This is a genomic window from Marinobacter sp. F4216, assembly GCF_019931195.1.
GTDB lineage: Bacteria > Pseudomonadota > Gammaproteobacteria > Pseudomonadales > Oleiphilaceae > Marinobacter > Marinobacter suaedae.
This window is the reverse complement of the sequence record NZ_JAIOUO010000002.1, coordinates 740,568-766,642: the sequence shown is the minus strand read 5'-3', so window position 1 is coordinate 766,642 and position 26,075 is coordinate 740,568. Positions and strand designations below refer to the sequence as shown.

General features: G+C 56.7%; 18 protein-coding genes. 2 read left to right on the top strand and 16 right to left on the bottom strand.

The window, feature by feature from the left end; all coding sequences use genetic code 11:
* The first annotated feature begins 167 nt into the window (after nt 1-167).
* Nucleotides 168-2,903 (top strand): LuxR C-terminal-related transcriptional regulator, encoded by a 2,736-nt coding sequence (locus K8I84_RS03975; protein ID WP_223793413.1) that lies wholly within the window; start codon nt 168-170, stop codon nt 2,901-2,903.
* A 242-nt stretch (nt 2,904-3,145) separates the two neighbouring features.
* On the opposite strand, the gene dinG is transcribed toward K8I84_RS03975, so the two are convergent.
* The 5 genes from dinG to K8I84_RS03950 all read right to left on the bottom strand — a co-directional run bounded on the left by dinG (nt 3,146) and on the right by K8I84_RS03950 (nt 10,192).
* Nucleotides 3,146-5,347 (bottom strand): ATP-dependent DNA helicase DinG, encoded by a 2,202-nt coding sequence (dinG, locus tag K8I84_RS03970; RefSeq protein ID WP_223793412.1) that lies wholly within the window; start codon nt 5,345-5,347, stop codon nt 3,146-3,148.
* Nucleotides 5,347-6,084, bottom strand: coding sequence for a general secretion pathway protein GspB (locus K8I84_RS03965; RefSeq protein ID WP_223793411.1), 738 nt, complete (start codon nt 6,082-6,084; stop codon nt 5,347-5,349). Before K8I84_RS03965 ends, dinG begins: the two co-directional genes overlap by 1 nt.
* Nucleotides 6,085-6,087: 3 nt before the next feature.
* Nucleotides 6,088-7,788 carry an ExeA family protein gene (locus tag K8I84_RS03960; protein ID WP_223793410.1) on the bottom strand — a complete coding sequence of 567 codons (1,701 nt, stop codon included), beginning with the start codon at nt 7,786-7,788 and terminating at the stop codon, nt 6,088-6,090.
* Nucleotides 7,789-7,885: 97 nt separating this feature from the next.
* A complete protein-coding gene (locus K8I84_RS03955; RefSeq protein WP_223793409.1) occupies nt 7,886-9,373 on the bottom strand; it encodes a DUF3336 domain-containing protein in 1,488 nt (495 codons plus the stop codon).
* A 36-nt stretch (nt 9,374-9,409) separates the two neighbouring features.
* Nucleotides 9,410-10,192, bottom strand: a complete 783-nt coding sequence (locus K8I84_RS03950) for a VacJ family lipoprotein (RefSeq protein ID WP_411722644.1) — start codon at nt 10,190-10,192, stop codon at nt 9,410-9,412.
* A 93-nt stretch (nt 10,193-10,285) separates the two neighbouring features.
* Here K8I84_RS03950 and K8I84_RS03945 point away from each other — a divergent pair, with 93 nt between their 5' ends.
* The gene (locus K8I84_RS03945; RefSeq protein ID WP_223793408.1) at nt 10,286-10,693 is read left to right on the top strand and encodes an acyl-CoA thioesterase; all 408 of its coding nucleotides are present in this window, start codon (nt 10,286-10,288) and stop codon (nt 10,691-10,693) included.
* An 8-nt stretch (nt 10,694-10,701) separates the two neighbouring features.
* Here K8I84_RS03945 and K8I84_RS03940 read toward each other — a convergent pair whose 3' ends face one another.
* The 11 genes from K8I84_RS03940 to K8I84_RS03890 all read right to left on the bottom strand — a co-directional run bounded on the left by K8I84_RS03940 (nt 10,702) and on the right by K8I84_RS03890 (nt 26,074).
* A complete protein-coding gene (locus K8I84_RS03940) occupies nt 10,702-11,823 on the bottom strand; it encodes a beta-ketoacyl-ACP synthase III (RefSeq protein ID WP_223793407.1) in 1,122 nt (373 codons plus the stop codon).
* A gap of 133 nt (nt 11,824-11,956) precedes the next feature.
* Nucleotides 11,957-15,883, bottom strand: a complete 3,927-nt coding sequence (hrpA, locus tag K8I84_RS03935) for an ATP-dependent RNA helicase HrpA (RefSeq protein WP_223793406.1) — start codon at nt 15,881-15,883, stop codon at nt 11,957-11,959.
* Nucleotides 15,884-16,026: 143 nt separating this feature from the next.
* Nucleotides 16,027-17,700: an AMP-binding protein gene (locus K8I84_RS03930; RefSeq protein ID WP_223793405.1), complete on the bottom strand. Its 1,674-nt coding sequence runs from the start codon at nt 17,698-17,700 to the stop codon at nt 16,027-16,029.
* A 380-nt stretch (nt 17,701-18,080) separates the two neighbouring features.
* Complete coding sequence (locus tag K8I84_RS03925) at nt 18,081-19,061, bottom strand: TonB family protein (protein WP_223793404.1); 981 nt, start codon at nt 19,059-19,061, stop codon at nt 18,081-18,083.
* Nucleotides 19,054-19,542 (bottom strand): ExbD/TolR family protein, encoded by a 489-nt coding sequence (locus tag K8I84_RS03920; protein ID WP_223793403.1) that lies wholly within the window; start codon nt 19,540-19,542, stop codon nt 19,054-19,056. Before K8I84_RS03920 ends, K8I84_RS03925 begins: the two co-directional genes overlap by 8 nt.
* On the bottom strand, nt 19,539-20,069 hold the full coding sequence (locus K8I84_RS03915) for an ExbD/TolR family protein (protein ID WP_223793402.1): 531 nt from the start codon (nt 20,067-20,069) through the stop codon (nt 19,539-19,541). Before K8I84_RS03915 ends, K8I84_RS03920 begins: the two co-directional genes overlap by 4 nt.
* A 47-nt stretch (nt 20,070-20,116) precedes the next feature.
* Nucleotides 20,117-20,761 (bottom strand): MotA/TolQ/ExbB proton channel family protein, encoded by a 645-nt coding sequence (locus tag K8I84_RS03910; RefSeq protein WP_223793401.1) that lies wholly within the window; start codon nt 20,759-20,761, stop codon nt 20,117-20,119.
* An 18-nt stretch (nt 20,762-20,779) separates the two neighbouring features.
* Entirely contained in the window at nt 20,780-21,136 is a 357-nt protein-coding gene (locus K8I84_RS03905) for a hypothetical protein (RefSeq protein ID WP_411722652.1), read from the bottom strand.
* A gap of 9 nt (nt 21,137-21,145) precedes the next feature.
* Nucleotides 21,146-21,625, bottom strand: coding sequence for a tetratricopeptide repeat protein (locus tag K8I84_RS03900; protein ID WP_223793399.1), 480 nt, complete (start codon nt 21,623-21,625; stop codon nt 21,146-21,148).
* The gene (locus K8I84_RS03895) at nt 21,612-24,422 is read right to left on the bottom strand and encodes a tetratricopeptide repeat protein (protein WP_223793398.1); all 2,811 of its coding nucleotides are present in this window, start codon (nt 24,420-24,422) and stop codon (nt 21,612-21,614) included. The genes K8I84_RS03900 and K8I84_RS03895 overlap by 14 nt, the downstream gene beginning before the upstream one ends.
* Nucleotides 24,419-26,074 carry a hypothetical protein gene (locus K8I84_RS03890; protein ID WP_223793397.1) on the bottom strand — a complete coding sequence of 552 codons (1,656 nt, stop codon included), beginning with the start codon at nt 26,072-26,074 and terminating at the stop codon, nt 24,419-24,421. Before K8I84_RS03890 ends, K8I84_RS03895 begins: the two co-directional genes overlap by 4 nt.
* Between the last annotated feature and the right edge of the window lies 1 nt (nt 26,075).

Sequence of the window (26,075 nt, the reverse complement as noted above, 5' to 3'; positions counted from 1 at the left end):
AAGGTTTTTGTTTTTCATTCCTTTTTAATATACGCAAGACCTAAAGCTAAGTTTAGACCAAAATTGAATTTACGAGGCCGAAAACCAAACAACAGGTCTTTAAAGCCCTTGACTTGCCTGTCACAAAGCACACAATCCCATACTAATCGTTGGCAAATCAGGTAAGTATGCTACTCACCACCAAGTTTCTTCGTCCTTCCGCAGATTCACGGGCTGTCCGCCGGGACAGGCTGATATCACTGCTGCATCCGGAAGCGCCGAAGCGACTGAATCTGGTGATTGCACCTGCAGGTTTTGGGAAAACCACTCTGGCATCGCAATGGTGCTCCCAAACAACCTCGCGAACCGCCTGGCTATCACTGGACGAACATGACAATGAACCACGCCGCTTCTGGGAATATGTGGTCGGAGGGTTCGAGCACGCTGGGTTGGCCAATCTGGATACCTGCAGAAAGCTGCTGAGCCAAGATAGTGGAGACGCATCCACAGGTGCCGTGACTGCATTACTGAATACTCTGGCTGAGGATGACAGCGCATGGGCACTCGTGCTGGACGATTTTCACTTCATCCAAGATCGCGGCATTCTGCGGGAATTCGCCTATTTTATTGATTACCTTCACCCGGGAATCACTGTCACGATTGCCTCTCGAACCGAGCCTGCCCTTCCCCTTGCCAGGTGGCGTGTCAGACGCTGGATTCAGGACATACACCCGGGATTACTGGCCTTTTCCGAGGCTGAATGCCGGCAGTTTTTCAAAGACACCATGGGCGTTGAGCTGTCAGGAAACGATGCGGCAACCATCTACCGAAAGACCGAGGGATGGGTGGCTGCGATGCAGCTTTCAGCCCTGTCGGGACGGACCATCCTGGGACACAGCCAACAATCCCCGGCCAGCTCTCATCTGGAAGTCGATGAACGTCACATCAGTGACTATGTCCTGAGCGAGGTTCTGCAAAATCAGCCCGAAGAGGCCGTGCAGTTCCTGCTTGACACGGCATGCTGTCCCCGTTTGTGCGCCTCTCTTTGCAATAGTATCCGCGGCCAAGGTGATAGCCAGGAAAAACTGGAACAGCTGCTGAGCCAGAATCTGTTCCTGATCCCTCTGGATACCCACAATGAATGGTTCCGTTATCACGACTTGTTCCGGGATGCATTGTTATACCGGTTGCACCAGAGCAGCCCGGAACGTGCAAAGGAATTACGGCGCGAAACGGTAAGCTGGTTGCTCGAACATGGAGAGGTTCATGAAGGCATCGCGCAGATTCTTCAGCTGGAAGACTGGCCATGGCTGGCCAGCGTTCTGGCCGAGCACGGCAATAACCTGATCCATGGCGGCTATCACCTTCCGGTATTGGGTTGGATTGATGCGCTTCCGGTTGACCTGCTCCAAGACAGCCCGCAGCTTCAAATGCTCAAAATCTGGGGCCTCTTCTTTGCCAATCGGGTTGACACCCTTGAGCCGCTGCTGACCTCTCTGGAAGACCTGCTCGACAAACGGGTCGCAGACTCGCACCCGGATGCGGAGGGTGCACTGGGCCTGCAGAGCGAAATCTCGCTTATTCGCTCCTACCTGGCACGTACCCGCAGTGACGAAAAGAGCGCCAGCGATCTCACCCGACAAGTACTCAAGGATATTGACCATACCCAGATTCCATTAAAGTCAGTCACCTACTACGGTGTGGGGCTGGACTATTACGGCCAGGGAAATCTTGGCGATGCCGAAGACGCTCTCCGCTCAGCCGTGCATTATGGCCAGATTGAGCGAAAGCCCAGTACGGTTCTTTCCAGCGGCGGACTGCTTGCCTGGATTCAGTACGATCGAGGGGATATCGACATCGCGCTGGATACGTGTACCGAAGTAAGGCGATGGGTTGACAAGCATTACGCCGATCCCACGCAGCCGGTACTCATTTCCTGCTGGCAAAACAGCGCCTTGACGGAAATTTTCCGGGAAACCGACCGGCTGGAACAGGCCAGCACCTATCTGGCCCCTCTACTGGAACATGTGGATGGAGGCACCGAACCCGGACAACACGTGATCATTCAGTATGTCCGCGGCCACCTGGCCTTCAGTGAAGGGCGGCTTAACGAGGCGGTTGAGTTCCTGGAAGATGCCGCCCATACCGGCCGCAAGCGGCGCGACCACATTGTATTTGAGCCCCCGGCAAGCGAGGCACTTCTGGCACGATGCTATCTCACCCTGGGCCTTGTTAACAAAGCCAGAGACTGCCTTGGCAACCCGGACGCTCTTGAATGGAGCAACCCGCTCAACCGCGAGCAGATGCAAATCAGCATGGCGCGCGTACTGGTTGCTTCGAATAAGCCTGACACGGCCCAGGAGATGCTCACTGCCCTGATGCGGGCTGCAGAGAAAAACGCCCACATTCGTCACCAGGTTGAGATACTACTGGTCTATGCTGAGGCCCTGGATCATCAATCCCGGCAGAACGAAGCCCGTGAGATACTCGAGCGGGCCTTAGTCAAAGCCTCCAATGCAGGGTTCCTCCGGCTGTTTGTCGAAGAGAGCCGTCGAGTTCGCGAGCTTCTCCTGGAACTCCCTTCTCTGAAATCTCCGGGATCCTGGAATCAGCGGTTGCTGTCGATGCTCGCAGAGCAAGGCGTGGAAGAAAAAGCGCCAGAGAGGACCGAGATCCCGCCCACCATCACTGCAACAGTACCTAAACCCGCTGAAGTGCCCCTGGTGGAACCCTTAAGCCAACGGGAACTGGAAGTGCTGTCCCTGATCAATGACGGCTACGCTAACAAGGAAATCGCGGCAAAAATGGATGTAGCTCCAGCAACGGTCAAAGCCCACATCCGCAACCTGTACGGCAAGCTGGGGGTAAAACGGCGCACCGAGGCTCTGGTGCGCGCTCGCAATCTGGGACTCCTGCACCACTGACAATTGTGATTCGCATCACATTTTGCTCGAATTTAAATTTTCCACTACGCCCTTTGGACGATCCGGTTACGCCCCCTTACGCCCTATTATTAACCCAACGGTGAGGCAAAGTCTTACCCGGAATTCTGGAACTTCAGGCCTTCAGATTCCTTGTTTCCTTTTATTTCGACGCTTGGGTTCTAGCTGGACCCCTTTTGACACGAGCCATCCATTTGGATGGCTCTTTTTTTATGGACGGGAGTCTAGTCAATCACTCGTCGGAAAGGTGGAAGGGCATCCAGCAGCAATTGGCCATACCGACGGCTAATGATCCTCCGATCCAGGATCGTTACCCGGCCCGTATCCTGCTCGGTTCTGAGCAGACGACCAACCGCCTGAACCAGCTTTACCGACGCATCGGGAACCGTGATTTCCATGAACGGATTGCCACCGCGCTGGGTCACCCATTCGGCCAGGCTGGCCTCGATGGGGTCATCGGGTACCGAAAACGGTAGTCGGGTGATCACTACATGGTGCAGGTATTTGCCGGGCAAATCGATGCCTTCGGCGAAGCTGGCAACCCCAAACAATACACTGGGTTTCCCTTCATCCACCCGGGCACAATGTTCCCGCAGAACCTCCCCCTTGGCTTTGTCATCCTGAGTTATGATCAGCCCGGGATATTTGGGATCGAGGGCGTCCCGTACCTGCTGCATTTGCCGGCGAGCCGTGAACAGCACCAGGGTCGCCTTTTCGCCAGCCCACAGATCCGGTAATCGCTCGGTTAACGTGTCAGTGAAACTGTCGTCGGTAGGCATGACCGACATGGCCGGTATCTCCACGGTGGCCATGTCCGCGTATCGGAACGAACTGGGCACGTTCAGAAACCGGCTGTGCTCCGGCAGGCCAGCACGTGTTTTCAGTCGATCGAAACGGCCCAGCGCCGTTAAGGTAGCGCTGGTGAGGACCGCGCCGTAAGCCCGGGACCAGAGCCTGGAATACAGAAGGTTATCCGCCAGCACCGGTGAGCTGTACAGCGTTATGTCCTCTGCATGCTCCCACCGCTGCTTCACCGCCCATCGTGCCGGTGCGGGGCTCCGGCGCTCGCTCTTTGGTTCACCTTTGACCGGTTCCGGCGATGGGCCCGCTTCCTCTCCGTCCCGCTTTGAACCGACGTCCCTCTCACTCCAGGCAACCCAGAGTCGCAGCTGATCTTCGGCGCGGCTGTGAAACGCCCCAATCACCGGGAACCAGGCTTCAGCGGTATCCCGGTCAATTTCGCTTTCCTTGCGCTCATCGAATGCTCCCTGAAGCTCATCCACGAGCGAACCCAGGTGTCGGCACACGTTGGCCGTCGCTATGCGCGCTTCAGCCGCCAGGTTGGAGAGCACCTCTGGCAGTTCACCGTGGGCATAGCGCCACTGTGCAGGCCGTCGTTCATCGCTGAACTCCCAGGCGGTGTTCTCATCCATCTGCTCATAGACCCGGGCCAGCACCAGATCCAGATCCCGGGATGCGATGCTGATTCGGTCCAGGGTTTTAGTCGCCTGCGCGCCGGGAGCGAGGTAAGGCTGCATGGTGGACAGTGCCTGCGACAACTGCTTGAGCCATTGCCGAGCACTGTTCAGGCCCACGGAGGCAGCGAAATGGTTCAGTGCCTTATCCGGAAGATGATGGGCCTCGTCAAACACATACAGGGCATTCTCAGGCTCAGGCAAAATGGCACCGCCGCCCAAAGCAAGGTCTGCCAGGACAAGATCATGATTGGCAACGACAACCTCTGCTTCGTCCAGGCCCTTGCGGGCATCGAAAAAGGCACAGCTGTCAAAGTAGCTGCAATGCCGGTTGGTGCACTGGCGATGGTCTGTGGTCACCTGCCGCCAGACATCGTCGGGAATCTGCTCTGGCCAGTGATCCCGGTCTCCGTCCCATTCCCGGGAGCCATAACTGGCCAGCATCTGCTCGAAAAAGGCTTTTGAACCGGCTTCGTCGGTCTGAAGATCATCCAGCAAAAACAGTGGCATGGTGTCGCTGTCACCATGTCCCTCTTCCTGCAAACGGCTTTCCAGCCGGGACAGGCACAGGTAACGCCCCCGCCCCTTGGCAAGGGTCCAGGAGAACTGGAGGTTCGTGTGTTTTTTCAGGTCAGGAAGATCTTTCAGGACGATCTGGTCCTGAAGCGCCACCGTGGCGGTGGAAATGACCAGGGTTTTGCCAAGCGCCTTGGCAACAGGGATAGCAGCAACAAGATACGCCAGTGTCTTGCCGGTACCGGTACCTGCCTCAACCACACAAACCGAAGGCGGCGACGTGCGCTGCCCATCGTTGTCGGTGATTGCGCCCATATAACGGGCGATCTCGGCAATCATCAGGCGTTGACCGTACCTGGCCCGAATGTCTTTGCCGGAAAGTAAGTCCCTGTATGCCTGCTGTATGTCCTGCTTGATTGCGTCCGTAAGTGCCATTACCGGGGGCTCACCCAGTCACGGACGATGCCAACCCGGAAACGCTGCCCCTGCTTGCTCAGAATAACGCCTTCCTCGGTTATGTCCTCAACCTCTACGCCAGAGAACGTATCGCCTCTGCGCAGGTACTGATTGTTGATCATCACCCGGCTGGCGAAGGGGTCGGAAGAATGGATATGGCTGTTGAAGGTCAAATCGGGAATGCTCCGCTGGAAAGATAAGGGCAGTTCGACCAGATGGGGAACGCGCTCAGCTGGACCTCGTTCGTCGACAGGTTCGGCGGACCGTTCTGGCTGGGAAGACGGCGTGATAATAACGGGACGTTCCTGAGGGCCGGGCTTGATAACCTCGGGGTTGGCATCGTCGAACCTGGTTGCCGTTTCTACCGGGTTAACAGTGGCATTGGACTGACTCACGGGGACACTCTCAGGGCGGCCTTCCGGCATGCGCTCAACCGACGTCTTCGAAACCGCTGGGGAGGGCGAATGTGTCTCAGGCTCGCCTTTTTTTGGCACGGCCATTACTGTCTCTGAATCAACAGCAGGCGCTGAGCGTTGCCAGAATACACCGGCGACGATCCCGGCATTCACCAGCAAAGCGATGCTTAGCCAGACCACTGGTGAGATGGACTTCTTCTTGGGCTTGTGGATCAACTGAACCTGCTGGCCAAGATCGGGCACTTTACCCTGACGCCGCTCGGTCTCGGATTTTCTGAGAGCATCGAGTATGTACGACATGTGTTACCCCTTTCCGGAACGAGCGCCGGGGACCAGACGTGGCAAGTCCGAATCTAGATCATTATTGATCTGGATGATGGTCATGGCACCTGCAATACCATCGACACTCAGGCCCTTCAGATCCTGATACCAGCGAACCTGCTCTTCGGTACCCAACCGCTTAACACGAGCATTTTCCGTTCTCGACGCCGTGTATTTATCAGCAAGCTCCATCATGCGTGCGCCCAACCAGAGCTGCTCGGCCCTGTTTGCAGTGTCTCCCCGGGCATCCAGAAACGAAGGCCGGCTCCACAGGATCTGGTAGGTACCGAACCAATAGGGCTCAATGCTTGCAAAGGACACCTGCCGCACACCTATCCGGGTGTCCACCTCGGCCACATCGCCCATCAGTGTCCTGAGCACCACGTAGCCTCTCTCTCCGGAATCGCCACGGAGTTCGAGCAACGCCGGCCGGTTCAGAAATTCGAGGCTGCGGCGGGTGCCCTGCCGTTCAAGACAGCCAAGGCCTTCGGTCAGGGCAAAGTCACATGGAGCCGGGGACTGGTCTGCCTGATACTCTCTGCCCCAGATTTCAAACAGAGACCGATACCCTTCCGGCAAGGCCAGCGCATCCGAGCCAAACTCGAACAGAGCCCGAGAGGGCTCAGCCACATTTTCTGCAGGCTCAACCGGCTGTGCCGCCGCGCTTTCCTGTAAGGGACTATTGTCATCCGGCCGATCAATTTTCCCGGTCGCCAGAAGGTCGCCCGCGATCTCCTGCATGGCGGTGGCATCGGCAATTGGTGACTTCTGGTAAAGCCAGGCCAGACTAATGAAGGCCACCAGTGCAAGAGCTGCCAGCATCAGATATCGGTGTGGGCGGGATAGCCAACCGGGCCGGCCACTCTGTTGCCATCCTTCATGCCCGCGTACTTCTCGGGCGGCCTGTCGAATATGAGAGGCCGTAATCTCGTGCTCGCTTTCGGCGTAGGCGCCAAGCAGCGCTCGATCACTGATCAGATTGATCAGACGCGGAATGCCCTCACTTTCCTGATAGAGCCGGCCTATCGCTCTTGGGGAAAACACCTCGCCCCGAACACCGGCAACGCCGAGACGATAACGAAGGTAATTGGGCAATTCGGCCTTTCCGATCGCATCCAGATGGTACCGGGCCGTGACCCGTTGGTTTAATTGCCGCAGTTCGGGCAGTCCAAGAATCTGCTGCAACTCAGGTTGCCCGAGTAACACAATCTGCAGAAGTTTTTTCTCAGCGGTTTCCAGGTTGGTCAGCAAACGCAACTGTTCCAACACATCGGCGGACAGGTTCTGGGCTTCGTCGATCAAAAGAACTTTGTGCCGGCCGGCGGCATGCGCCTTGAGCAGTTCCCGATTGAGCAGGTCAACCATTGTCTTGACGCTGGCATCGGACTGATGGGGAATTTCCATCTCGCTGCAGATTGAGGACAACAGTTCCCGCGCCGACAATCGTGGATTCAGGATCAGCGCAATATCCACATAGTCCGGCGCATTTTCGATAAAGCAGCGAGAAATGGTGGTTTTCCCCGTGCCCACCTCACCGGTGATCACGATAAACCCACCCTGCCCCTTCACCCCGTACATCAGGTGCGCCAGCGCTTCTTTGTGTCGTTCGCTGAGATACAGGTATCTGGGGTCGGGTGCGATGGAAAACGGTGGTTCCCGAAAACCGAAAAAGTCGTAATACATGGGTATCCAGTATGGTGCTCAGGCGTCGGGAATCGCTGTGGAGCGCGCCCCTTTAACTATCGCCGTATCATACCGTTGGCGCCAAGGGGCTGTCATCTCAGGCGTTCCCGGAATCGTTTTTCCTGACCAGTCGGAGCTCGCCGCTGTGCCCTCTATCCTGTTTAAGACGTGCAACGCATCGCTCCAGGGTCTTGGAAATCCGGGCATGGGAACGAATCATCGAGATTTTTGGCCAGGTCGCCCGCTCTCCTGCCAGAATCATCTGGCGCAGGTATTTGGGGTCCGGATTCGCCAACATCCGACCGTAGTCCCGGAACGAATAGGTGGGCGCAATGGTGACATCGCCCGAATAGCGCTGGGCCATCATCGTGTAAAGCTGCCCGGAAGCCTGACGAAGCAGCTCCGGTCGCACTCGCTTGCGCAGGTAGTCGAAAACCCCCTGACCATGAAACTGCACTTCCGACTTCAGCAGGTGGAGCGGGAGCCGGGATAGCGACAGCCTGTCATCGTCCGCCTGATCGCCCAGGAACGGCACCACATGCGGATTCGTCTGGCTGACAATGGTGAAATTCACATCGTACAGGTGCATGAGCCGTTCAATGGGCAAGTCACTCACCACCGACCCATCCACAAACTTCAGCCGTGGCATATACGGCAGGACGTTTCCGTGTATGTCCTTCTTCATCAGGGTCACTGGCGGGAATACGCCGGGCACCGCCGCACTGGCAAGTGCAGCACTCCATACCATCAGGTAAGGCGAAGTGTATCCGCAAAGCAGCCGCGCTTTTTGATGCGTCTGAATGGGGGAAACGCTGATATTAATGGAACGGCCAGTGCGCTCGTAGGCCTCTTCGAAAGTGTATTCACCGATGTTCTCGCGGAGACATCGTTTAAGCTGCTCCTGGTCCATCAGGCCATCGCCACGCATGGCGCTGAGCAGTCCGCGCCACTTCCACGCCTTGAGGTTATGGGTTTCGGGAACCAGCATCTCCGGGATTTCGGCGTCGGTATGTACCCCTAGGATACCGGCGATAATGGCCCCAATACTTGAGCCGGCCACCACCTGGGGCAGCAGCCCCTTTTCCCAGAGCGCTTTGATAACGCCAAAGTGAAAAATCCCGAGGGTTGCACCGCCACTCAGCAACAGGGTGGGACGGCCAAAACTTTTGAGGGTCTCCCGGAAGAAGCGCAGCTTTTCCTCAACCGGAAAATCGGGGACGGGATGATCGCAAAGAAAGTCCAGGGCCTCACAGGCCTGGGTAATGTATTCCTCGATGAGGTGCTTGGTGCCCACCCTGGAGCGACGGTACAGCGCCGGGTTTCCGAGATTACCCAGATCGTGGTGCAGGCCTTCTCTGAGCGCTCGTTTGAGCCGATGGATATCGTTCTGCTGACGATACTGCTTGAGGTGGCTCAGACGATCATAGATCAGTTCGTAGTGGTAAAGATCAGAGGAGAAATCCTCCTTCCAGTCGGCATTGCCCTCGAGAATATCGAGCTCCAACGCCGCCGCTTTCCAGACCTCATAGTTCTCGGCTTCGGCCAGCATTTTTCTGTATTTCTTGATCCTTGGATCCCTAAGCACCGAAGCCCTCCACTATTGCTCGCCAGATAAATCCGATCAGAAATCCTCAAGCATCAGGTCATCATCGCCACTGGCAAAGGGGTCTTCCACCACCACACCATCATTGATGAGAAACTCCCTGCGCTGAAGGAATGCGTTCCGAACAAAGGTATAGCTGTCACCGGAAATGAAGCTCTCGGCGGGAATCAGGTCTGCCCGCCGGTCAACCAGCTGAACGCCCCTTGCGTAGTAGTTGTAGGGGCTGTCCACGTTATCCCAGAGGGATGGCAGCACCAGCAAATCGGCACCGTATCCACCCAGGCGCCGGGGTGTTGACGGCCCCAGCAGAGGAATCACCAGATAAGGCCCGGAGCCAACGCCCCAGTGCCCCAGGGTTTGACCGAAATCCTCTGGCCGCGCTGGCAGATCAAAGACTGTTGCCACGTCAATAAAGCCTGCGAGCCCGAACACCGTGTTGTAGGTAAACCGGCCTGCCGCCACCACGGCGGACTCGCCCTTTAGCTGCAGCAAGCTGTTGACGAAGTTACGGACCTCATCAAGATTGCCGAAAAAGTTGGTGATACCCCGATCCACGAAATCCGGTGTGATCGTCCGGTAGGTTTGTGCCACGGGTTTGAGGAACCACCGATCGATCGTGTCATTGAACCGATAGACCTTCCGGTTCCAGTTCTCATAAGGGTCATTGGTTTGAAACGCCATGACCTCGCCAGCATCCGTTTCAGGCAGTGGCTGGGAAACCGCCGGGGAGACTGGAAGCATCAGGCACAGGCCTAACGTGACGGGCAGCAAACTCCAACGCCGCAGAAAAGCTTTTTTCATTCGTTACTCTTAGGTTGTTTCATTCAACTCAATTCGTTGAGAATACCGGCGCCCTATTTTGAGAACGTTATTCAGCCAATCCAGAGGAAAGTAATGACAATTCCCGGAAAGAAGGTCGCTACGCTTGAAGTTCCACTCCGGTGGGGAGACATGGACGCATACGGCCACGCCAACAACACCGTCTATTTTCGTTTTTATGAGGAAGCCCGAATTGCCTGGCTCACTTCCCTGCAATTGGGCGGCCCGGAGGAACCCACCGGCCCGGTCATTATAAAGACCAGCGCCACGTTTCTGAAGGAGTTATATCACCCAGCCACCCTGTTGGTAGAAACATACGTAGACAAGGCAGGAAACACCAGCCTCGACACCTATTACCTGCTCAGGGATGCGAACTCGGGCGACGTTTATTCGGAAGGATACGCGAAAATTGTGTGGTTTGACCGGAAAACCCGAACGTCTGCGCCGCTGCCAGACACCCTGAGGGCGCTGGCAGCAAGCTGACGCCGGTATCAGCGGTGACGAACGACCACGCTGCCAATGGAATAGCCAGCGCCAAAGGAACAGATAACGCCAATATCGCCCTGCTCGAAATCATCCTTGAATTTGTGGAAGGCAATGATCGAACCGGCTGAACTGGTATTGGCGTACTCATCCAGAATAACAGGCGCTTCATCAGCGGCCGCATCACGCCCCAGCACCCGGCGGGCAATCAACTGATTCATGTTCAGGTTTGCCTGGTGCAGCCACATCCGGCGCAAATCATCCGGGCTCAGTGAGAGCGATTCCAGCTGTTTCTGGATAGTCTCAGCCACCAGCGGAGACACTTCCTTGAACACCTTGCGTCCCTGCTGGATGAACAGCTTGTCGGGCTTGCCTATGCCGGATTCGTCGGCGCGGTTCAGGAAGCCGAAGTTATTGCGGATGTTGTTGGAAAACTGGGTTTTCAGGCGGGTGCCAAGAATTTCGAAGCCCTGCCCTTCAGCAACATCTTCCTCCCGCTCCACCAGGATGGCAGTACAGGCGTCACCGAAAATGAAATGGCTGTCGCGATCACGGAAGTTCAGATGGCCGGAGCAAATTTCGGGACTCACCACCAGCACGGCACGGGCGGAACCGTTTTCAACGGAATTGACTGCCGCCTGCAAACCAAAGGTTGCGGAGCTGCAGGCCACGTTCATATCGTAGGCAAAGCCATCAATACCGAGCGCCTGCTGCACTTCAATGGCAACAGCCGGATAGGCACGCTGCAGATTCGAACAGGCCACAATGACAGCATCCACATCGCTGGCGGTCTTGCCGGCCTGCTCCATCGCTCCCTTAGAGGCCGCAACGGCCATGTCGCACTGTACCGACGGTTCGTCGTTACTTCGCTCCGGAATATAAGGAGCCATCCGATCCGGGCTCAGGATACCCTCCCGATCAACCACATGTCGGCGCTTGATACCGGAGGCCTTTTCAATGAACGACGACGCAGATGGCTGAAGGGGCTCCAGATCGCCCCGGGCGATCTCTTCCGCATGTTCGGAGTTGAACCTTTCAACGTACTGGTTAAACGCCTCAACCAGTTCGTCGTTATCAATCGATGCGGGCGGTGTGTACAGACCGGTTCCGCTAATGACGGCTTTAATCACGCTTACTCCACGTCATGGTCGTTGGGCCAGAATTCTTGACTTTTACAGTGGCAGGAATACTAACACACTCTCTGCGCTTTGCCCGGCGCAACACCCCCTCCCTACGCCTAAGGTCGAAGACGCTGTTGGCGGGTCATACGCGGGTTTGCTCCCACTGCTTATCCAGACGTTTGACCGACACCGTCATCTTTGTTCCCAGTTGCTGGGCAAAAAATGACACGCGGAATTCCTCCAGCATCCAGCGGTACAACACCAGTTCCCCATCCCTGACGCCCTGACGCTCCTGCGCCGCCTTCTTGGTGGCATAACGGGACCAAAGGGGCTCGATGGTGTGCAGAAATTCTCGCTCGCGGCCCATTTCGCGGGGCATTTTGTCCAGTCGAATCAGCGCAGCTTCGAAATAACGTCCATATTCCGCCAGCCACTCCGGCGGTGTTTCTACCAGGAAGCCCGGATACACCAGATGCTGTAACTGGAATTTGAGATCGGCCATGCTGTTGGCCAGGGCAAGATTGATCTTGCCCTTGAGCTGCTTGGCCACCTTCTGGTAGCCGGACAGTGCGCGATGCAAGTTCACGTCTGCTTCCTCCAGCGCAGGAATAAAATCACCGCGATGCTGGTTAAACAGCGCCTCGAACGCGTCGGGGCTCCGGGGAACGCCCTCGGTGAGAAAATGGGCCATGGCGGTTGCCAGCACAAGATCATCCAGCAGAACCTTCGCCTGCCCCACGGGCGCGAACAGGAGCGCTGACTGTTTGAAATGAGGCAACTTGCGGTCAAGGTCGTCGAGGGTCTTGCCAAAACGGTTGATAATCAGGCGAGCCACCGCCTTGCGAGTCGTATCTTCGGCAGTGAGCGGGTCGAGGCAGCGAATCTGGCGCACCTTGCCGCCGAGATCCTCCAGCGCCGGGTACACCGTCACCTGCATGCCGCCCTTTTCCGTCTGCACCTCTTCAGGGAGCGTTCCGAATTGCCAGTCCTCCGCCTCGGGCGTCGACGGTGTGCCCTTATCCTCACTGGCGGCATCGGCCAATGCCTGCTCGGCCCTGCCCTCCAGCTGATCCTGAATGGCGGAAGAATCACGACCTTCCGCCAGCACCTTGCCCTTGTCTCCCAGGACCCGCAGTCCCATTCTCAGGTGCCGAGGCAGTTCAGCGTCAGGCCAGACTTCGGGGTCGATCTGCACACCGGTCATTCGGCGCAGTTGGTCGCCCAGCTGAAGCGCCAGTGGTTCGTTACTGGGCTCCATATTAGCCAGCGCCGCATCGACAAAATCCGGAACCGGCACGAAATTTCGACGCAGAGATTTTGGCAATCCCTTAACCAGCGCAATGCATTTTTCCCGCAGCAGTCCCGGAACCAGCCATTCCAACCGACGGGACGGTATCTGCTTCAACGCCATGAGGGGCACCTGCAGGGTTACACCATCTCTTTCGCTGGTGGGCTCGAACTCATAAGAAAGGGGATAACGAACACCTTCCCATTCCAGGTAATCCGGATACAGTTCCGCAGCGCCTGCATCAAGCGGCCTCTGCAAAACGTCGTCCTCGGACAGCTCCAGGCGTTTCAACTCGTCCGCAGACAGGCCTTTCCACCAGCTTTCGAAGTGACGACCGCTCACAATGTCCGCGGGTAGCCGCTCGTCGTAAAAGGCCACCAGAACTTCGTCGTCCACCAGAAGGTCGCGTCGGCGGGTTTTCTTTTCCAGATTCTCGACGGTATCGAGCATTGCCCTATTGCGGGCAATGAAAGGCGCCCTGGACCGGTAATCCCCTTCCACCAGCGCCCGGCGTATAAACAGGTTTCGGCATTCCGCAGGATCCACCTTGCTGTAGGCAATCCGGCGCTTGGGCACTACATCCAGGCCGTACAGCGTGACCTTTTCGTAACCCATGACCTGGGCACGTTTCTGTTCCCAGTGGGGCTCGAAGTAATGATGCTTGACAACATGCCCCGCCAGGGGCTCGATCCACTCCGGCTGTATCGAGGCCACCATGCGGGCGAACACCCGACTGGTTTCAACGATTTCCGCAGCCACGATCCATTTAGGCGAACTCTTGGCGACCTTGGAGCCCGGGAAGATCAGCACCTTCCGGTTACGGGTCGCCAGGTACTCTCTCTTCTCAAATTTCACCGCTACCTGGCCAAGCAGCCCCGCCAGAATAGCCCGGTGAAGCGCGTCATAGCTCGCAGACTTGTCGTTGAACTGAAACTTTTGCTCGCGACATAACAAGGTCAACTGTCGATGGACATCCCGCCATTCCCGCATTCGCATCCAGCTGAGAAAGTGCTTCTGGCACACCTTCTTCATCTGGTTCTGTGAAAGCTCCTGACGCTGCTCCTCGTAGAAATTCCAGATGTTCAGCAAGGTAACAAAATCAGATTCCTTGTCGTTGAACGGCGCATGAGCCTGGTCCGCTGCCTGCTGCTTTTCCTGAGGTCGCTCCCTCGGGTCCTGCACACTCAGCCCGGCAATGATGATCAGGGTCTCCGCCAGACTGCCCTGCTCTGCGGCGGTAATCAGCATTCTCGCAAGCCGGGGATCGAGAGGAAGTCGTGCCATGCTGCGGCCAACCCGGCTCACCCGCCGCTTGTCGTCAACGGCACCCAATTCTTCAAGCAGTTTGTAGCCATCGTTGACCTGACGACGGTCCGGCGCCTCCAGAAAAGGGAACTTTCGGATGTCTCCCAATCCAGACGTCGCCATCTGCAGAATGACCGACGCCAGGTTAGTGCGGAGAATCTCCGGGTCTGTGTACTCAGGTCGGTTGATAAAATCCGTTTCGTCGTACAGCCGGAAGCAGATGCCCGGCGCCACACGTCCACACCGACCCGCGCGCTGGTTGGCACTGGCCTGGGAGATAGGCTCGACCGGCAGTCTCTGAATTTTCGAACGGACACTGTACCGGCTGATACGAGCCACACCCGTATCAATGACGTACCGGATTCCCGGCACGGTCAGGGAGGTCTCAGCGACGTTGGTCGACAGAACAATTCGCCGTCCGCGGTGGGCCTGGAAAACCCGGTTCTGTTCCTGCGCACTTAACCGGGAATACAACGGAAGGACTTCCGTATGCTTCAGGTCCGCATGCCGCAGCACTTTGCTCAGGTTGCGAATTTCCCGTTCGCCCGGCAGGAACACCAGTACGTCGCCCGGAGGCTGTTTTGCGGATCTCTCGTGATCTTCAATTTCTTCCAGCGCACTGAGCACACCATCCGTCCATCCCTGATCGCGATCGTCTTCGTCTCCGATCAATGGGCGGTAACGGACATCCACCGGATAGGTTCGACCACTCACCTCAATGACGGGCGCCTTGTCGAAGAACGCACTGAAACGCTCCACCTCGATGGTAGCGGAGGTGATGATGACCTTCAGATCCGGGCGCTTCGGGAGGAGTTGGCGCAAGTAGCCGAGCAGGAAATCAATATTAAGGCTACGCTCATGAGCTTCGTCGATGATCAGCGTGTCATAGCGGTCCAGAAACCGGTCATTTTGCACTTCCGCCAGAAGGATACCGTCGGTCATGACCTTGACCCGTGACTGCTCCGAGGTCACATCGGTAAAACGGACCTGATAACCAATCTGCTGGCCAATTTGTTCTCCGATCTCCTCGGCAATGCGAGTGGCCACACTGCGAGCCGCAATCCGCCTGGGCTGAGTGTGACCGATCAGCCCCCGAATACCCCGCCCACTGTCCAGGCAAATCTTGGGAATCTGCGTGGTTTTGCCGGAGCCGGTTTCCCCGGCAATGATCACGACCTGGTTATGCTCGATGGCGTCGCGGATGTCGGCGACTCGCTCCGACACCGGAAGCCCGTCCGGGTAGCTGACCGGCTTGTGCAACGAACGCCGGTGCTGAACGACCTCCTTGCCACGTTCCAGCCATCGGTTCATCTTTTCCAGATCTTTCTGACCGGGCTTTCCCCTGTAGCGCGCCACGGCACGGACAATACGGGCAGCCTCAAGCTGGTTACATGCTTCCAGCTGTTCGGTGATGTCTTTGGCCCAGGCGTGGCCGTTTATCGGCGATTTATCGGCTTGTTGAGCGTTACGTGTCATCGAAATCCAGCAGTCATCGATTCAGGGTTAGTCGGACAGTCTATCGGCAAACGTGTCTCTTACAAACGCAAAACCCCGCCGAAGCGGGGTGGGAATGCGGCATCCCTGCTTACATGGTGTCAGCAGGGACCGGCCTTCAGGATTTACTTGTTGGCTTCGTCGCGAAGTTCACGACGCAGAATTTTACCAACGTTGGTCTTCGGCAGTTCGTCGCGGAACTCAAAGTGCTTGGGCACCTTGTAAGCGGTCAGGCGCTCACGACAGAACTCGCGCAGTTCGTTCTCAGTGACACTGTCTTCAGCCGGCACCAGGAAGACTTTCACGGCTTCCCCGCTCTTGGCATCGGGAATACCGACGGCAGCACACTCAACCACTTTTGGATGGCTGGTTACCACATCTTCGATTTCGTTGGGGAACACGTTGAAGCCAGACACAATGATCATGTCTTTCTTCCGGTCGACGATACGCAGGTAACCGTCTTCCTGCACGAGCGCTACGTCACCGGTAAGTAGGTAGCCATCCTCGGTGAACGATTTCTGGGTATCTTCCGGACGCTGCCAGTAACCGCGCATGACCTGCGGTCCCTTCACGCAGAGCTCGCCTGGCTCACCGACGGGGGTTTCTTTACCATCTTCGTCAATGGTCTTGATCAGCGTGTTAGGCACAGGCAAGCCAATGGTACCGATCTGCACAGCCCCGTAGGGGTTAAAGGTAACCACCGGCGAGGTTTCGGTCATACCGTAACCTTCGGAAATCTCACAGCCAGTTACCTTCTGCCATGTCTTGGCGGTGTCGCTGGTCAGAGCCATACCGCCTGAAGAGGTAAGCTTAAGCCCACTGAAATCAAGATTGCAGAAATCTTCGTTATTGCACAGGGCAACAAACAAGGTGTTCAACCCCAGAAAACACGTGAACTTGTGATTTTTCAGTTCTTTCACGAAGCCCGGAATATCGCGCGGATTCGGAATCAGCACGTTATGACCACCGGCTTCCAGCATAATGCCGCAGTTCAGCGTGAAGGAGTAAATGTGGTAAAGCGGCAGAGGTGCAATTACCACCTCCTGACCCTCAATCAGGACACCGCCCATCATGGTACGGGTCTGCTGAAGGTTGGCCACGAGGTTCCCGTGGGTGAGCATGGCACCTTTTGCTACACCCGTCGTACCCCCGGTGTACTGCAAGACCGCAATGTCGTCTTTCTTGCATTCAACCGGTGTGAACTTCTCACGAGCACCGGCACTCAGAACCGCCGGCAACTTGTGCGCACCCGGGATGTTGAAAGCCGGAACCATCTTCTTCACGTGCTTGACCACGGCGTTCATCAGCGTCCGCTTGATCGGCGAATGGAGGTCCGCGATCTCGGTCACGATCACATGTTCAATGCCGGTATGCGGAACGACCTTCTCTGCGTTCTCCGCCATGTTTGCCAGCACAACCAGTGCTTTGGCACCGGAATCATTGAACTGGTGTTCCATCTCGCGGGCGGTGTAAAGCGGGTTGGTGTTGACCACAATCAGCCCGGCACGCATTGCACCAAACACAACAACAGGATACTGACACACGTTGGGCATCTGAACGGCAATACGGTCGCCTGGTTTCAGGTCCGTCTTGTTCTGCAGCCACGCCGCGAAATTGCGGCTCTGAGTGTCGAGATCACGGTAGGTGAGAGTTACACCGACAGCACTAAAAGCAGGACGATCCGCGTATTTTTTTACCGCCTGTTCAAACACGTCCACCATGCTGGTGTATTTGTCGAAATCAACGTCGAGGGATACACCAGCCGGGTATTTGTCCTGATAGAACTGCTCAAAATCCATCACCATCTCCTGTTCGGTGTTTTCTAATTGTCAGGCTTTACGAGCTTAATGCTGATTAAAAATCAACCCTACCAAAGTCTCGGTAGTGAAAAGTTGGGGAGAGAATAGCAGTTTTGGTATCGATGAGGTAGTTCTACGGATTCCCCAATAACACCAACCGTGGCGCCTTTTCTTGGCTGAGCATATCACTCTTAACGCGGCCTAATACGCACGCTTCAGGCAGGCAAAAGGTTCGGAAAAATCTCAATAGAACAGAAGTGCGCTGCTAATGAACGCCTCTGTGAAAGGGGCGAAATGCAAACATTGGTAAAATGGCGCTGGTAGAGGTGGGGCCGATCAAGACTCAAACACCAGCCTCGATCGGCTAACTTGTGAACGGATCAGCCGGGTACGAAATCCAGCGGGAAGCGCACACGGCGGGTTTCGACGTTCGCCGACCCGAAGTTGAACATGCGGACTCGCATGGCAAGCCTCTGCTCCAACATGGGATTCCCCAACTCAGAGCTAACCACCTGGCAATCCGACACGGACCCATCCGGCTCAATGACCAGTTCCAGAAGAACCGTGCCTTCCAGCATAGGATCCTGACGGTGCTCGCGTCGATACAGGGCGTACAAGGCGGACTGCTGAGCGTAGAACTTCTGCCGAATGCTGCTCATGGCCCGTTCGCCATCTCCGGAAGACGAAGCTGCTTTGACGGGCTGTGGCTTTTGAACCGGGGCACTGGCCACCTGGACCTGCTTGACTTCATGTCCCTCGACGGCAACTTTGGTCTCCGGCATTGCAGAATCTGTCACTCCGCCACTGCCCTGAAGGGCTGTTTTGGAATCGGGCACGGGGTTCGACGCATAAGCACTGCCACTGGTGTTCGCTGTGAGAGTCTGGACGGATTCGTTGTCCGGCTTGCGCAACGATGCCAGTCGATCTTTCATCGCGAGAAGGCCCGACTGCGATGCCTTCTGGCGCGCTTGTTCGAGGGTCTGCTTTGGTGCGGCCTCAGGCTTCGAAACAGGTTCCGGCCTGGGCTCTGGTTTCGCCACCTGCTGAACTGGCTCTGACTTTGGCGGATTCACCTCGGCGGGTTTAGGTTCAGGTTCAGGTTCGGGCTCCGACTCAGGCTTGACCGGCTCAGGAGGCGGCAGGGGCTTGGCCCGCTCCATCAGTCGTGCCAGCCGGGGCGCAACCTTCTCCGCTTCGTTCCGTTCAATTTCCGGCACATCCAGTAACGGAATCATCAGGGCCGGCGGTAAGGTAAGCGCAAACAGAAGCCCTAGGATGAGCCCGAAACGCCGGTTCTCGCCAATGGAAGAACTCCATGGCAGACCACTGCTGCGCACATCCATGTTGCGAGATTCAGCCACTGCGCACCTCCGGCTCGACCGCCAGGCGAACCTGTCGGAACTCTTCATCTACGCACGTTTGCATGATCTTTCTGAGCAGACGGTAGTCGGTATCCTTGCCGGCCATGATCGTAACTTCAAGGCCCTGCTCCGGAATTTCTTGCCATTTTCCCCGACGATAAGCCAGCTCGTCGGAAAGCCCGGAAATATGGGCGTCGGCACCAACAATACTGTCGAGCCGCGCCACTTCCCTACCCTGCACCAGAATGGCACCACCGGTTACCTGCACAGTCAGATTTTCAACCGCCTGTTGATCGACCGTCGACGTTGGCAAAGGCACGTCGGCAGTGTTCTGCATCACCTTGACGTCGGAGGAGTTCACCATCAGGAAGAACACCAGAATGGTAAAGATATCCATCAGGGACACCAGATTCAGCCCGCCTGCCCTGTGCATGCGTCCGTAATGCCGCTGCATACGCTGAGCTCTGCGAGAAGCTTTCATACGCCACCTCCACTCGCGCTGCTGGAGGTCGTAACCAGCTGTCGGTCTTCCTGCGCGTCCATGAGGGCGACATCCGGAAACAGCTCGCCTTCGACTACACTGGCGGCAACGACGGCAGGGTAAGAGCGGACGGTATCCATCGTGCTCACCAGGGTCTGATAATCAATCTCGGGGCCAACCTCAAGAACGATATCAGTCTTGTCCGGCATGCGAGTCTTGATCTGTCGAAGCACAAAGCGCAGTTCGGCGTAATTCTGCTCGCCCGCTTTGGCAGGAAGAACCTTTATCACTCCTCGTTCACTATCCCCAATCTCGATCCCTTCCGGAATAAGCGTCACAACCAGCTTCAACTCCTCCTGTGGTGGCACATCACCACTTTGGGTACCCGGAAAATTGAGCTCGATCATCCGCACCTGACTGAAGACCATACCCAGCAGAAGCACGGGCACCAGCACAATCATCAGATTCAGGAACGCAGTGATATCGAGCTCGGGTGAGCCGGTAATTCGTCGATGTCGGCGTCTCATAACTGCTTACTCTTGCTGCTCACGTCCATGATTAAGTGGATTCCAGATCAGGCAACCACACCCGGCTGTTTCGGATCGGCAATCATGTTGAGCAGCTTTACGCCAGCCATTTCGAAGCTGTCGACAATTTCGTTGGTTTTGGTCTGTAAGACCGCATGGAACATCAGCAATGGAATGGCAGACATCAGACCAAACGCCGTGGTATTCATGGCGACGGAAATACTTTCAGACAGCAGACTCGCTTTCTGCGAGGGATCTGCAGCTGCAACCGCAGTAAAGGCTGCAATCAGACCGATGATGGTTCCCAGCAGGCCAAGCAGTGTTGCAACGTTGGCCAGCGTTGCCAGGTACTGCGTTCGCTTCTCCAGCCGGGGAAGCACTTCCATCAGCCCTTCTTCCATGGCGTATTCCACATCTTCACGCCGGCTATTATTCAGAAGGCGCCCAAGGCCAGCTCCCATGATGGCAGCAATCGCGCTGTCCGAGCTGGAAGCAGCTTTCATGGCCCTGTGGTAATCGCCTTTTTTAAGAAGCGGGAGTATTCCTCGTTCAAAGGCCACCCGGTTGTGGCGGCGCATGGCGCCGAGGTACACAAAACGCTCAACCGTTATCGCAAGTCCAATCAACAGCACCACGCCAATCGGGTACATGAAAGGGCCGCCATCCTGGAAAAACCGAACAATCGTATCCATTTTCTGAACTCTCCGTTATTACTGCTGGCTCACGGCAGATTCCCGTCCGGGAATCAGTGTTAGTGGATTGAGGGATTCCCGAAAGACACGCTGCCTTTCAAGGACTTCTGCATCGACAGGTTGAGTGAGCGAAGGAGCGCTGCTATTGAGCTCCTGGCGCTCGCGCCGGGGTAGTGTTGGCGGCTGCCATGGCAATATGTAGAGTACCCTTGGGTTATCCTCCCCCACGCTGGTTGAGATACCTTCCACGATCAGTCCCAGCTCGGGTGCCTCGGATTCAGAACCCGCCGCGGCCACCACCGACACCGGGCACAATAGAAGTAGCGGGGGTAACAGGGGCAGCGACTTCAATGAATCCAGCACTTTCAGTCTCATGTTTGGCACTTAGTCTAATCTCCGTTCCAGATCCGCAATCCAGCCAGCCACCCGCTGATCGTCCTGACCCGCCAGTTCCCGATACCGCTGGTAATGGATCAGGGCTTTCTCAAGATCCAGAAGGTAAAGCTCCGCTATCACGCCCAGGTTGTAGTGCAACTCGGCAACATCCGGTGAATACTGAATACCGGTTTCAAGGAGAGTGACCGCTTCCCTGAAGTTCTTGTTTTCCTTTTTGAGCAGGGCAAGATTATTGACCACTGCGGCGTCAGCGGGGTTCAGGCTCACAGCCTTCTGCCAGGCAATTTCCGCAGCCTGTTTACGCCCCTGATCAAAGGCCTGCTTCCCCTCGTTGGCGAACTGCGCTGCCAGTTCCGGCTTCGCTGGTTCCTGGGGTACCTTTACCCCGGGGCCCCCGCACCCGGCCATGAGCGTCAGCAGAACACAGGCCGTTCCAATCCAGAACCACTTGCTGTCAGGCGCCATCATTCACCTCCATTGCCCAACTCATCCAGCGCACGGTCCGGTCATATCGCCCCGGATTCATCTTTGCCAGTGCATCCAGGCTCCTACCTATCCACGCGTTGAAACCGATCGACGCGATGCGCTGGTGATTGTCTGAATGCAATCGGATCGCTTTTTCCTCGAAGGGATAGGCTTCTTCCTCAAGCAGCATCTGATATTGCATCGCTTCCATTTCGTTCAGATCATCCGGGACCGAAGACGCCATCAGATCCTGTGCCAACCCCCGGTAAAGCTCGGCACGGCGGTACAGGGACTCAGAGCGAACCACCTCATCCCCGAACTTCTCTGCTTCAAGAAAACGTTGGCGCGCGCTTTCGAGCGCAACCTGCTTTCTGTCCAGCGAATCTGCCAAGGGATGCGTGAGTCGGATTCCGGTGAATGTCGCTGCGGCCTTTGCGCCAAGAATAAGGGCGCTGCGCGCCGCCCAGGCCAGCGTCTCCTCGGAGTGCCATTGGCTGTCAAGTTCGCTGGCAACAATCGCCTCCTGCAGCTTCAGCGGGTCATCCCCGGACGCTATAAGGCGCTGTCGCATGGTTTGCTGCAGAACATGGTGGTCGGCACTTTCTACCACCGGACTTGTTCCAAGGTACCCCGTATAAATGGTGTTTCTGGACTCGATGGCACCGCCCTCATGGTAAAGCGCCGCTGCCTTGAGCCGTGTCGGCCAGGGATTTGATTCGGACCTGGCAACCAGAAGCAGCTCGTCGGCGGCTTGTGCCGGATCACCGGCCGATACGTGGGCATGGACCAGTTTGTCGCTAATCCCGGCCGTCAGAGAATGATCAGGAAAATCAGCCCGGAACCGGGTAAAGGCATCGATGGCATCAGCGTACTGATGTGCGATTAACAGAGTATTGGCTGCATCGTAACGCCCCTTGATGGCGATCTCGGAACCCGGAAGTGCCGACTCAATGCGCTCGAAATGCTTGACGGCCGCATCCACATTTCCGGCCTCAGCAGCCACTTCACCCTGGCGATAGATAACAGTTGCCAATTGATGTTGGGCAGCTCGCGCATCGGTTGCACCTGCCGGGCTGACCTCGCCACTGCCCAGCTGCTCCAGAACGTTATTCCAGGCTCGCTCTGCCAGCGAAAACTCTTCACGATGTTGCCGGACTTTGGCCACGACCTGCCAGGCTGCGTAACGCTCTGAAGCGTTTGACCCTGGATGCAAAACCGCCTTTTGAGCAGTCTCTATAGCCTTCTCAAGTTCGCCCCTTTCAAACCAGCGGACGGAAAGCTCAGCCAGCAGCCCGGCCAGACGGCCATCTCCGGAGAAGTGGACTTCAAAGCGGACGGCTTCGTGAACAAGATCATCAATGTCAGCTCGGAATCCCGGAGAAGTTCGTTGACCGTCCAGGCCTTCCCGCAGCAGAACAATGGCAGCCCAGCCCGCGTCCGCCGCCTCGGGATAGCCACCGAACGTGTAGGCTGATTCCTGGAAGTCAATCAGCGCTGCACTGTATTGTCCGGACTGGAGTCGGGCATCACCGGCAAGACGAAGAACTTCTCCGGATTCCTCGGTTCTTCCCGCGAGTGCTTCGTAGAAACTTGCTGCGGTGGAAAAGTCTTGCTGGCCGTTTACCCGATTACCTGCGGCCAGGTTCCCGGAACCGGAATGGTAGTGAAAATCCGCCAGTTCGCGACTGAATTGAAGCCAACGCTCCTGTTCCGCCCCGGAGAGCGTTTGGTAAAGGTCCGGCGAAGCAAATTGCGCCACATAATTCGCCTTTGCCGCCCTGACCTTCGCCGGCTTGTCCGCCAGCAGCCAGACATCTGCAACCTGGGCAAGGAAGGCTGGATTGCGCGGATGATTGGGGAAGTAATCAACAAAGGCCTGATTTGCGGCAACACTCTCGGTGTATTGTCCCAGCACTGCGTAGTAATCCGCGAGGCGATCGAACACAACATAGGTCCAGTGCCGGTCCTCTGCCCCGTCGAGCCAGGTATAGAGTCGCTCTGCTCCATCGGTTCGCGCGGCCATCATTGCCAGAACTCGCAGCGTATCGTCGATCGTATCGACGCTGGATCTATCGACCGTCAGCAAACTCTCCTGATCCGGCAGAAACCCATCCAAAACCCGAATAAAATTGTCCGCCGCCCGGTTCCAGGCGGAAACGCCCTGTTTGAACTGGCTCCAACCCATCATAAATCGGGCTTTCGAGCCCAAAGGGGAATCGCCGGAAACCTGATCAAGTACCGCGCGGTATTCGGCTTCCGCTTCCGGATAGTTGCCACTGGCAAAAGCTGATTCGGCCACGCGGAATCTGGCCTCTGGCGCGAAGGGAGATTTCGGGTAAAGCCCTGCCAACTGCTTGAGCCGCGTGATTGACTCATCGGCCTGCCCAGTTAACGCGTGGGCCTTTGCCATCTGGTAGAGCAGTTCATCGAGACGACCGCTGTAGGAACCACGACCGATGATCGATTCGTAGCTCCCGATCGCTTCCCGATAGATCGCGGTTTCTTCCTCTGGTGTAAACCCGATGTCTTCACCGGATAACGTCTGGATATTGCTCAGGCGATTCAATGCATCGATACGAACCTCCGGCTCGTCCGATGAACGGAACAATTTCTGGTACCGCCTCGCCACCTCTGCCGGAGAAATAGCCGGCATCGGTCGTGATTCAAAGGGAAGAAAAACCGGGCGCATGTCGCCGATGGTTTCTCCCTCGCCGCCCAATTCGACACGGAACGCCTCCTGCGCCCATGACAAAGTCGCTACGCCAAAGGAACACAGCAAAGCTGCTACTAGACGCTTCATGGTTCGCGCCCCTCCATCTTGCTGACGGCAAGATATTCGTAGAGATGCGCAATCTGTTGCTCGGCTTTATCTTGTACAAGAACCATCCTGCGGTCCTGCTCCGACACAAACTCGAGCGCCAGCTCATCAAGCTGCCGGTCGGCTTCGCGCCTGAGAACCTGGACCTGCCCGTAGAGACGTTCCGTAGAACTCTTCAACGAGCGGGCTTCGGCCAGCAAGCGCTCGAGTTCCAATGGCTGATTCTGGACAGAACGCCCAAAGGTAGTGAGGTCAGTGGACGTTTCCGCAAGGGTTTCAGCAACGGCGTCGAGTCTGGCCCTCTGGATGGCAGACAATGGCTGCGCCGACAGTGCGGACAGTTCTTTGTGCAGGAATCGCTGGGTGGAAAGCAAACCGCCAACAACATCAGGTTTTTGGCGGGACAATGTCGTCAACTGCGACTTCAAACTGCGGATGAAGACATCAAGGTCCCGCGCTTCCCGCTCAAGCTCACTTCCAACCGCGTCCAGTTCAGCAACCCTTGAAACCGCTTTCTGAGCCTCCGGCTCCTGCAACAGCTCGTGCAGATAGGCAATCCTGGGCTGGGTTTTTATTCGATGGTCTGCCAGGAACCACTCGACGCCAGTATCGCGAGCCTTCGCTAAAAGCGTGTTGTAGGCTCCACCTTCACGAATCTGTTCAGCCAGATTCCGAAGAGTCACGCGTTCGCTTTCAAGCGCGGCAGTTGCAGCCAGGTAGGCCTCACCCGATTGTCCGAGATAACCAGAAAGGTCGTACCCCCGCCCCATCCCAATCCACGAATCGGCAACACCCGGATAAGCCAGCGGGTACTTCTTCGCCCTGTGCCAGCTCTGCATTGCCGCCCGGCTGCTGCCTTTTTTGGACAGCGCCAAACCATGAAAATACAGTGCCTGAGCCGTCAAGTTGTTATCGCCGTCAAGGGACACTCCCTCAAGGAAGCTAATCGCCTTGTCGTAGTCGTTGTTCTGAAGCGCCAGATAACCCGCACGAACGAGCAACCGACCAGTCAACACCTTGCGACGACTCACTTCAGGGTCCTGCTCCGCCATGGCCAGGGCGACTCTCAACGAAACCAGGGCGCGAACAGCATTGAGATCTTCGCGAGCATAATCGCTGGCAAGGTTCATATAGCCGACAGCGGCCCAGTACCCGGCAGCCAGGCCACCCAACACCTGACCGGCTTTTTCGGAATGACCGTTTGACCGGTGCAGTTCAGCCAGATAAAAGCCGGCCTCCGAACCTGTTTCACGCCCTCCGACTCGTACTGCCAGCTCGAGCCATTGCTGAGCCTCCGGATCCTGGTAGTGCAGCAGGGTTTTCCCCAGAAGGAGCGCTGCATCCGCCCGGTGATAATCGCCGTCAATAACGGCTTTAAGCTCGGAGATCGCATCTTCGGTTCGCCCACTTGCCAGTAGCAACTGGGCCCGAAGGAAGTCTGCCGACGGCCCTTCCAGACGGCTGGCAGAGTTCAGCACAGGCGCAAGTTCATTATTCGCGAGGGCAAAGCGCACCAGACCGTTACGTAACTGCTCCGCTGACATGGGTTCTTTACTGGCACCGGCAAATCCGCTGCCAGTTATCGCAAGCCCGAACGTGACCAGCGCGAGCTTCTTCAAAAACACATCCTTCATG

Coding starts and splice junctions, on each gene's coding strand:
- K8I84_RS03975 (WP_223793413.1), top strand. CDS start 168: ATGCTACTCACCACCAAGTTTCTTCGTCCTTCCGCAGATTCACGGGCT.
- dinG (WP_223793412.1), bottom strand. CDS start 5,347: ATGGCACTTACGGACGCAATCAAGCAGGACATACAGCAGGCATACAGG.
- K8I84_RS03965 (WP_223793411.1), bottom strand. CDS start 6,084: ATGTCGTACATACTCGATGCTCTCAGAAAATCCGAGACCGAGCGGCGT.
- K8I84_RS03960 (WP_223793410.1), bottom strand. CDS start 7,788: ATGTATTACGACTTTTTCGGTTTTCGGGAACCACCGTTTTCCATCGCA.
- K8I84_RS03950 (WP_411722644.1), bottom strand. CDS start 10,192: ATGAAAAAAGCTTTTCTGCGGCGTTGGAGTTTGCTGCCCGTCACGTTA.
- K8I84_RS03945 (WP_223793408.1), top strand. CDS start 10,286: ATGACAATTCCCGGAAAGAAGGTCGCTACGCTTGAAGTTCCACTCCGG.
- hrpA (WP_223793406.1), bottom strand. CDS start 15,883: ATGACACGTAACGCTCAACAAGCCGATAAATCGCCGATAAACGGCCAC.
- K8I84_RS03930 (WP_223793405.1), bottom strand. CDS start 17,700: ATGGATTTTGAGCAGTTCTATCAGGACAAATACCCGGCTGGTGTATCC.
- K8I84_RS03920 (WP_223793403.1), bottom strand. CDS start 19,542: ATGAAAGCTTCTCGCAGAGCTCAGCGTATGCAGCGGCATTACGGACGC.
- K8I84_RS03915 (WP_223793402.1), bottom strand. CDS start 20,069: ATGAGACGCCGACATCGACGAATTACCGGCTCACCCGAGCTCGATATC.
- K8I84_RS03910 (WP_223793401.1), bottom strand. CDS start 20,761: ATGGATACGATTGTTCGGTTTTTCCAGGATGGCGGCCCTTTCATGTAC.
- K8I84_RS03905 (WP_411722652.1), bottom strand. CDS start 21,136: ATGAGACTGAAAGTGCTGGATTCATTGAAGTCGCTGCCCCTGTTACCC.
- K8I84_RS03900 (WP_223793399.1), bottom strand. CDS start 21,625: ATGATGGCGCCTGACAGCAAGTGGTTCTGGATTGGAACGGCCTGTGTT.
- K8I84_RS03895 (WP_223793398.1), bottom strand. CDS start 24,422: ATGAAGCGTCTAGTAGCAGCTTTGCTGTGTTCCTTTGGCGTAGCGACT.
- K8I84_RS03890 (WP_223793397.1), bottom strand. CDS start 26,074: ATGAAGGATGTGTTTTTGAAGAAGCTCGCGCTGGTCACGTTCGGGCTT.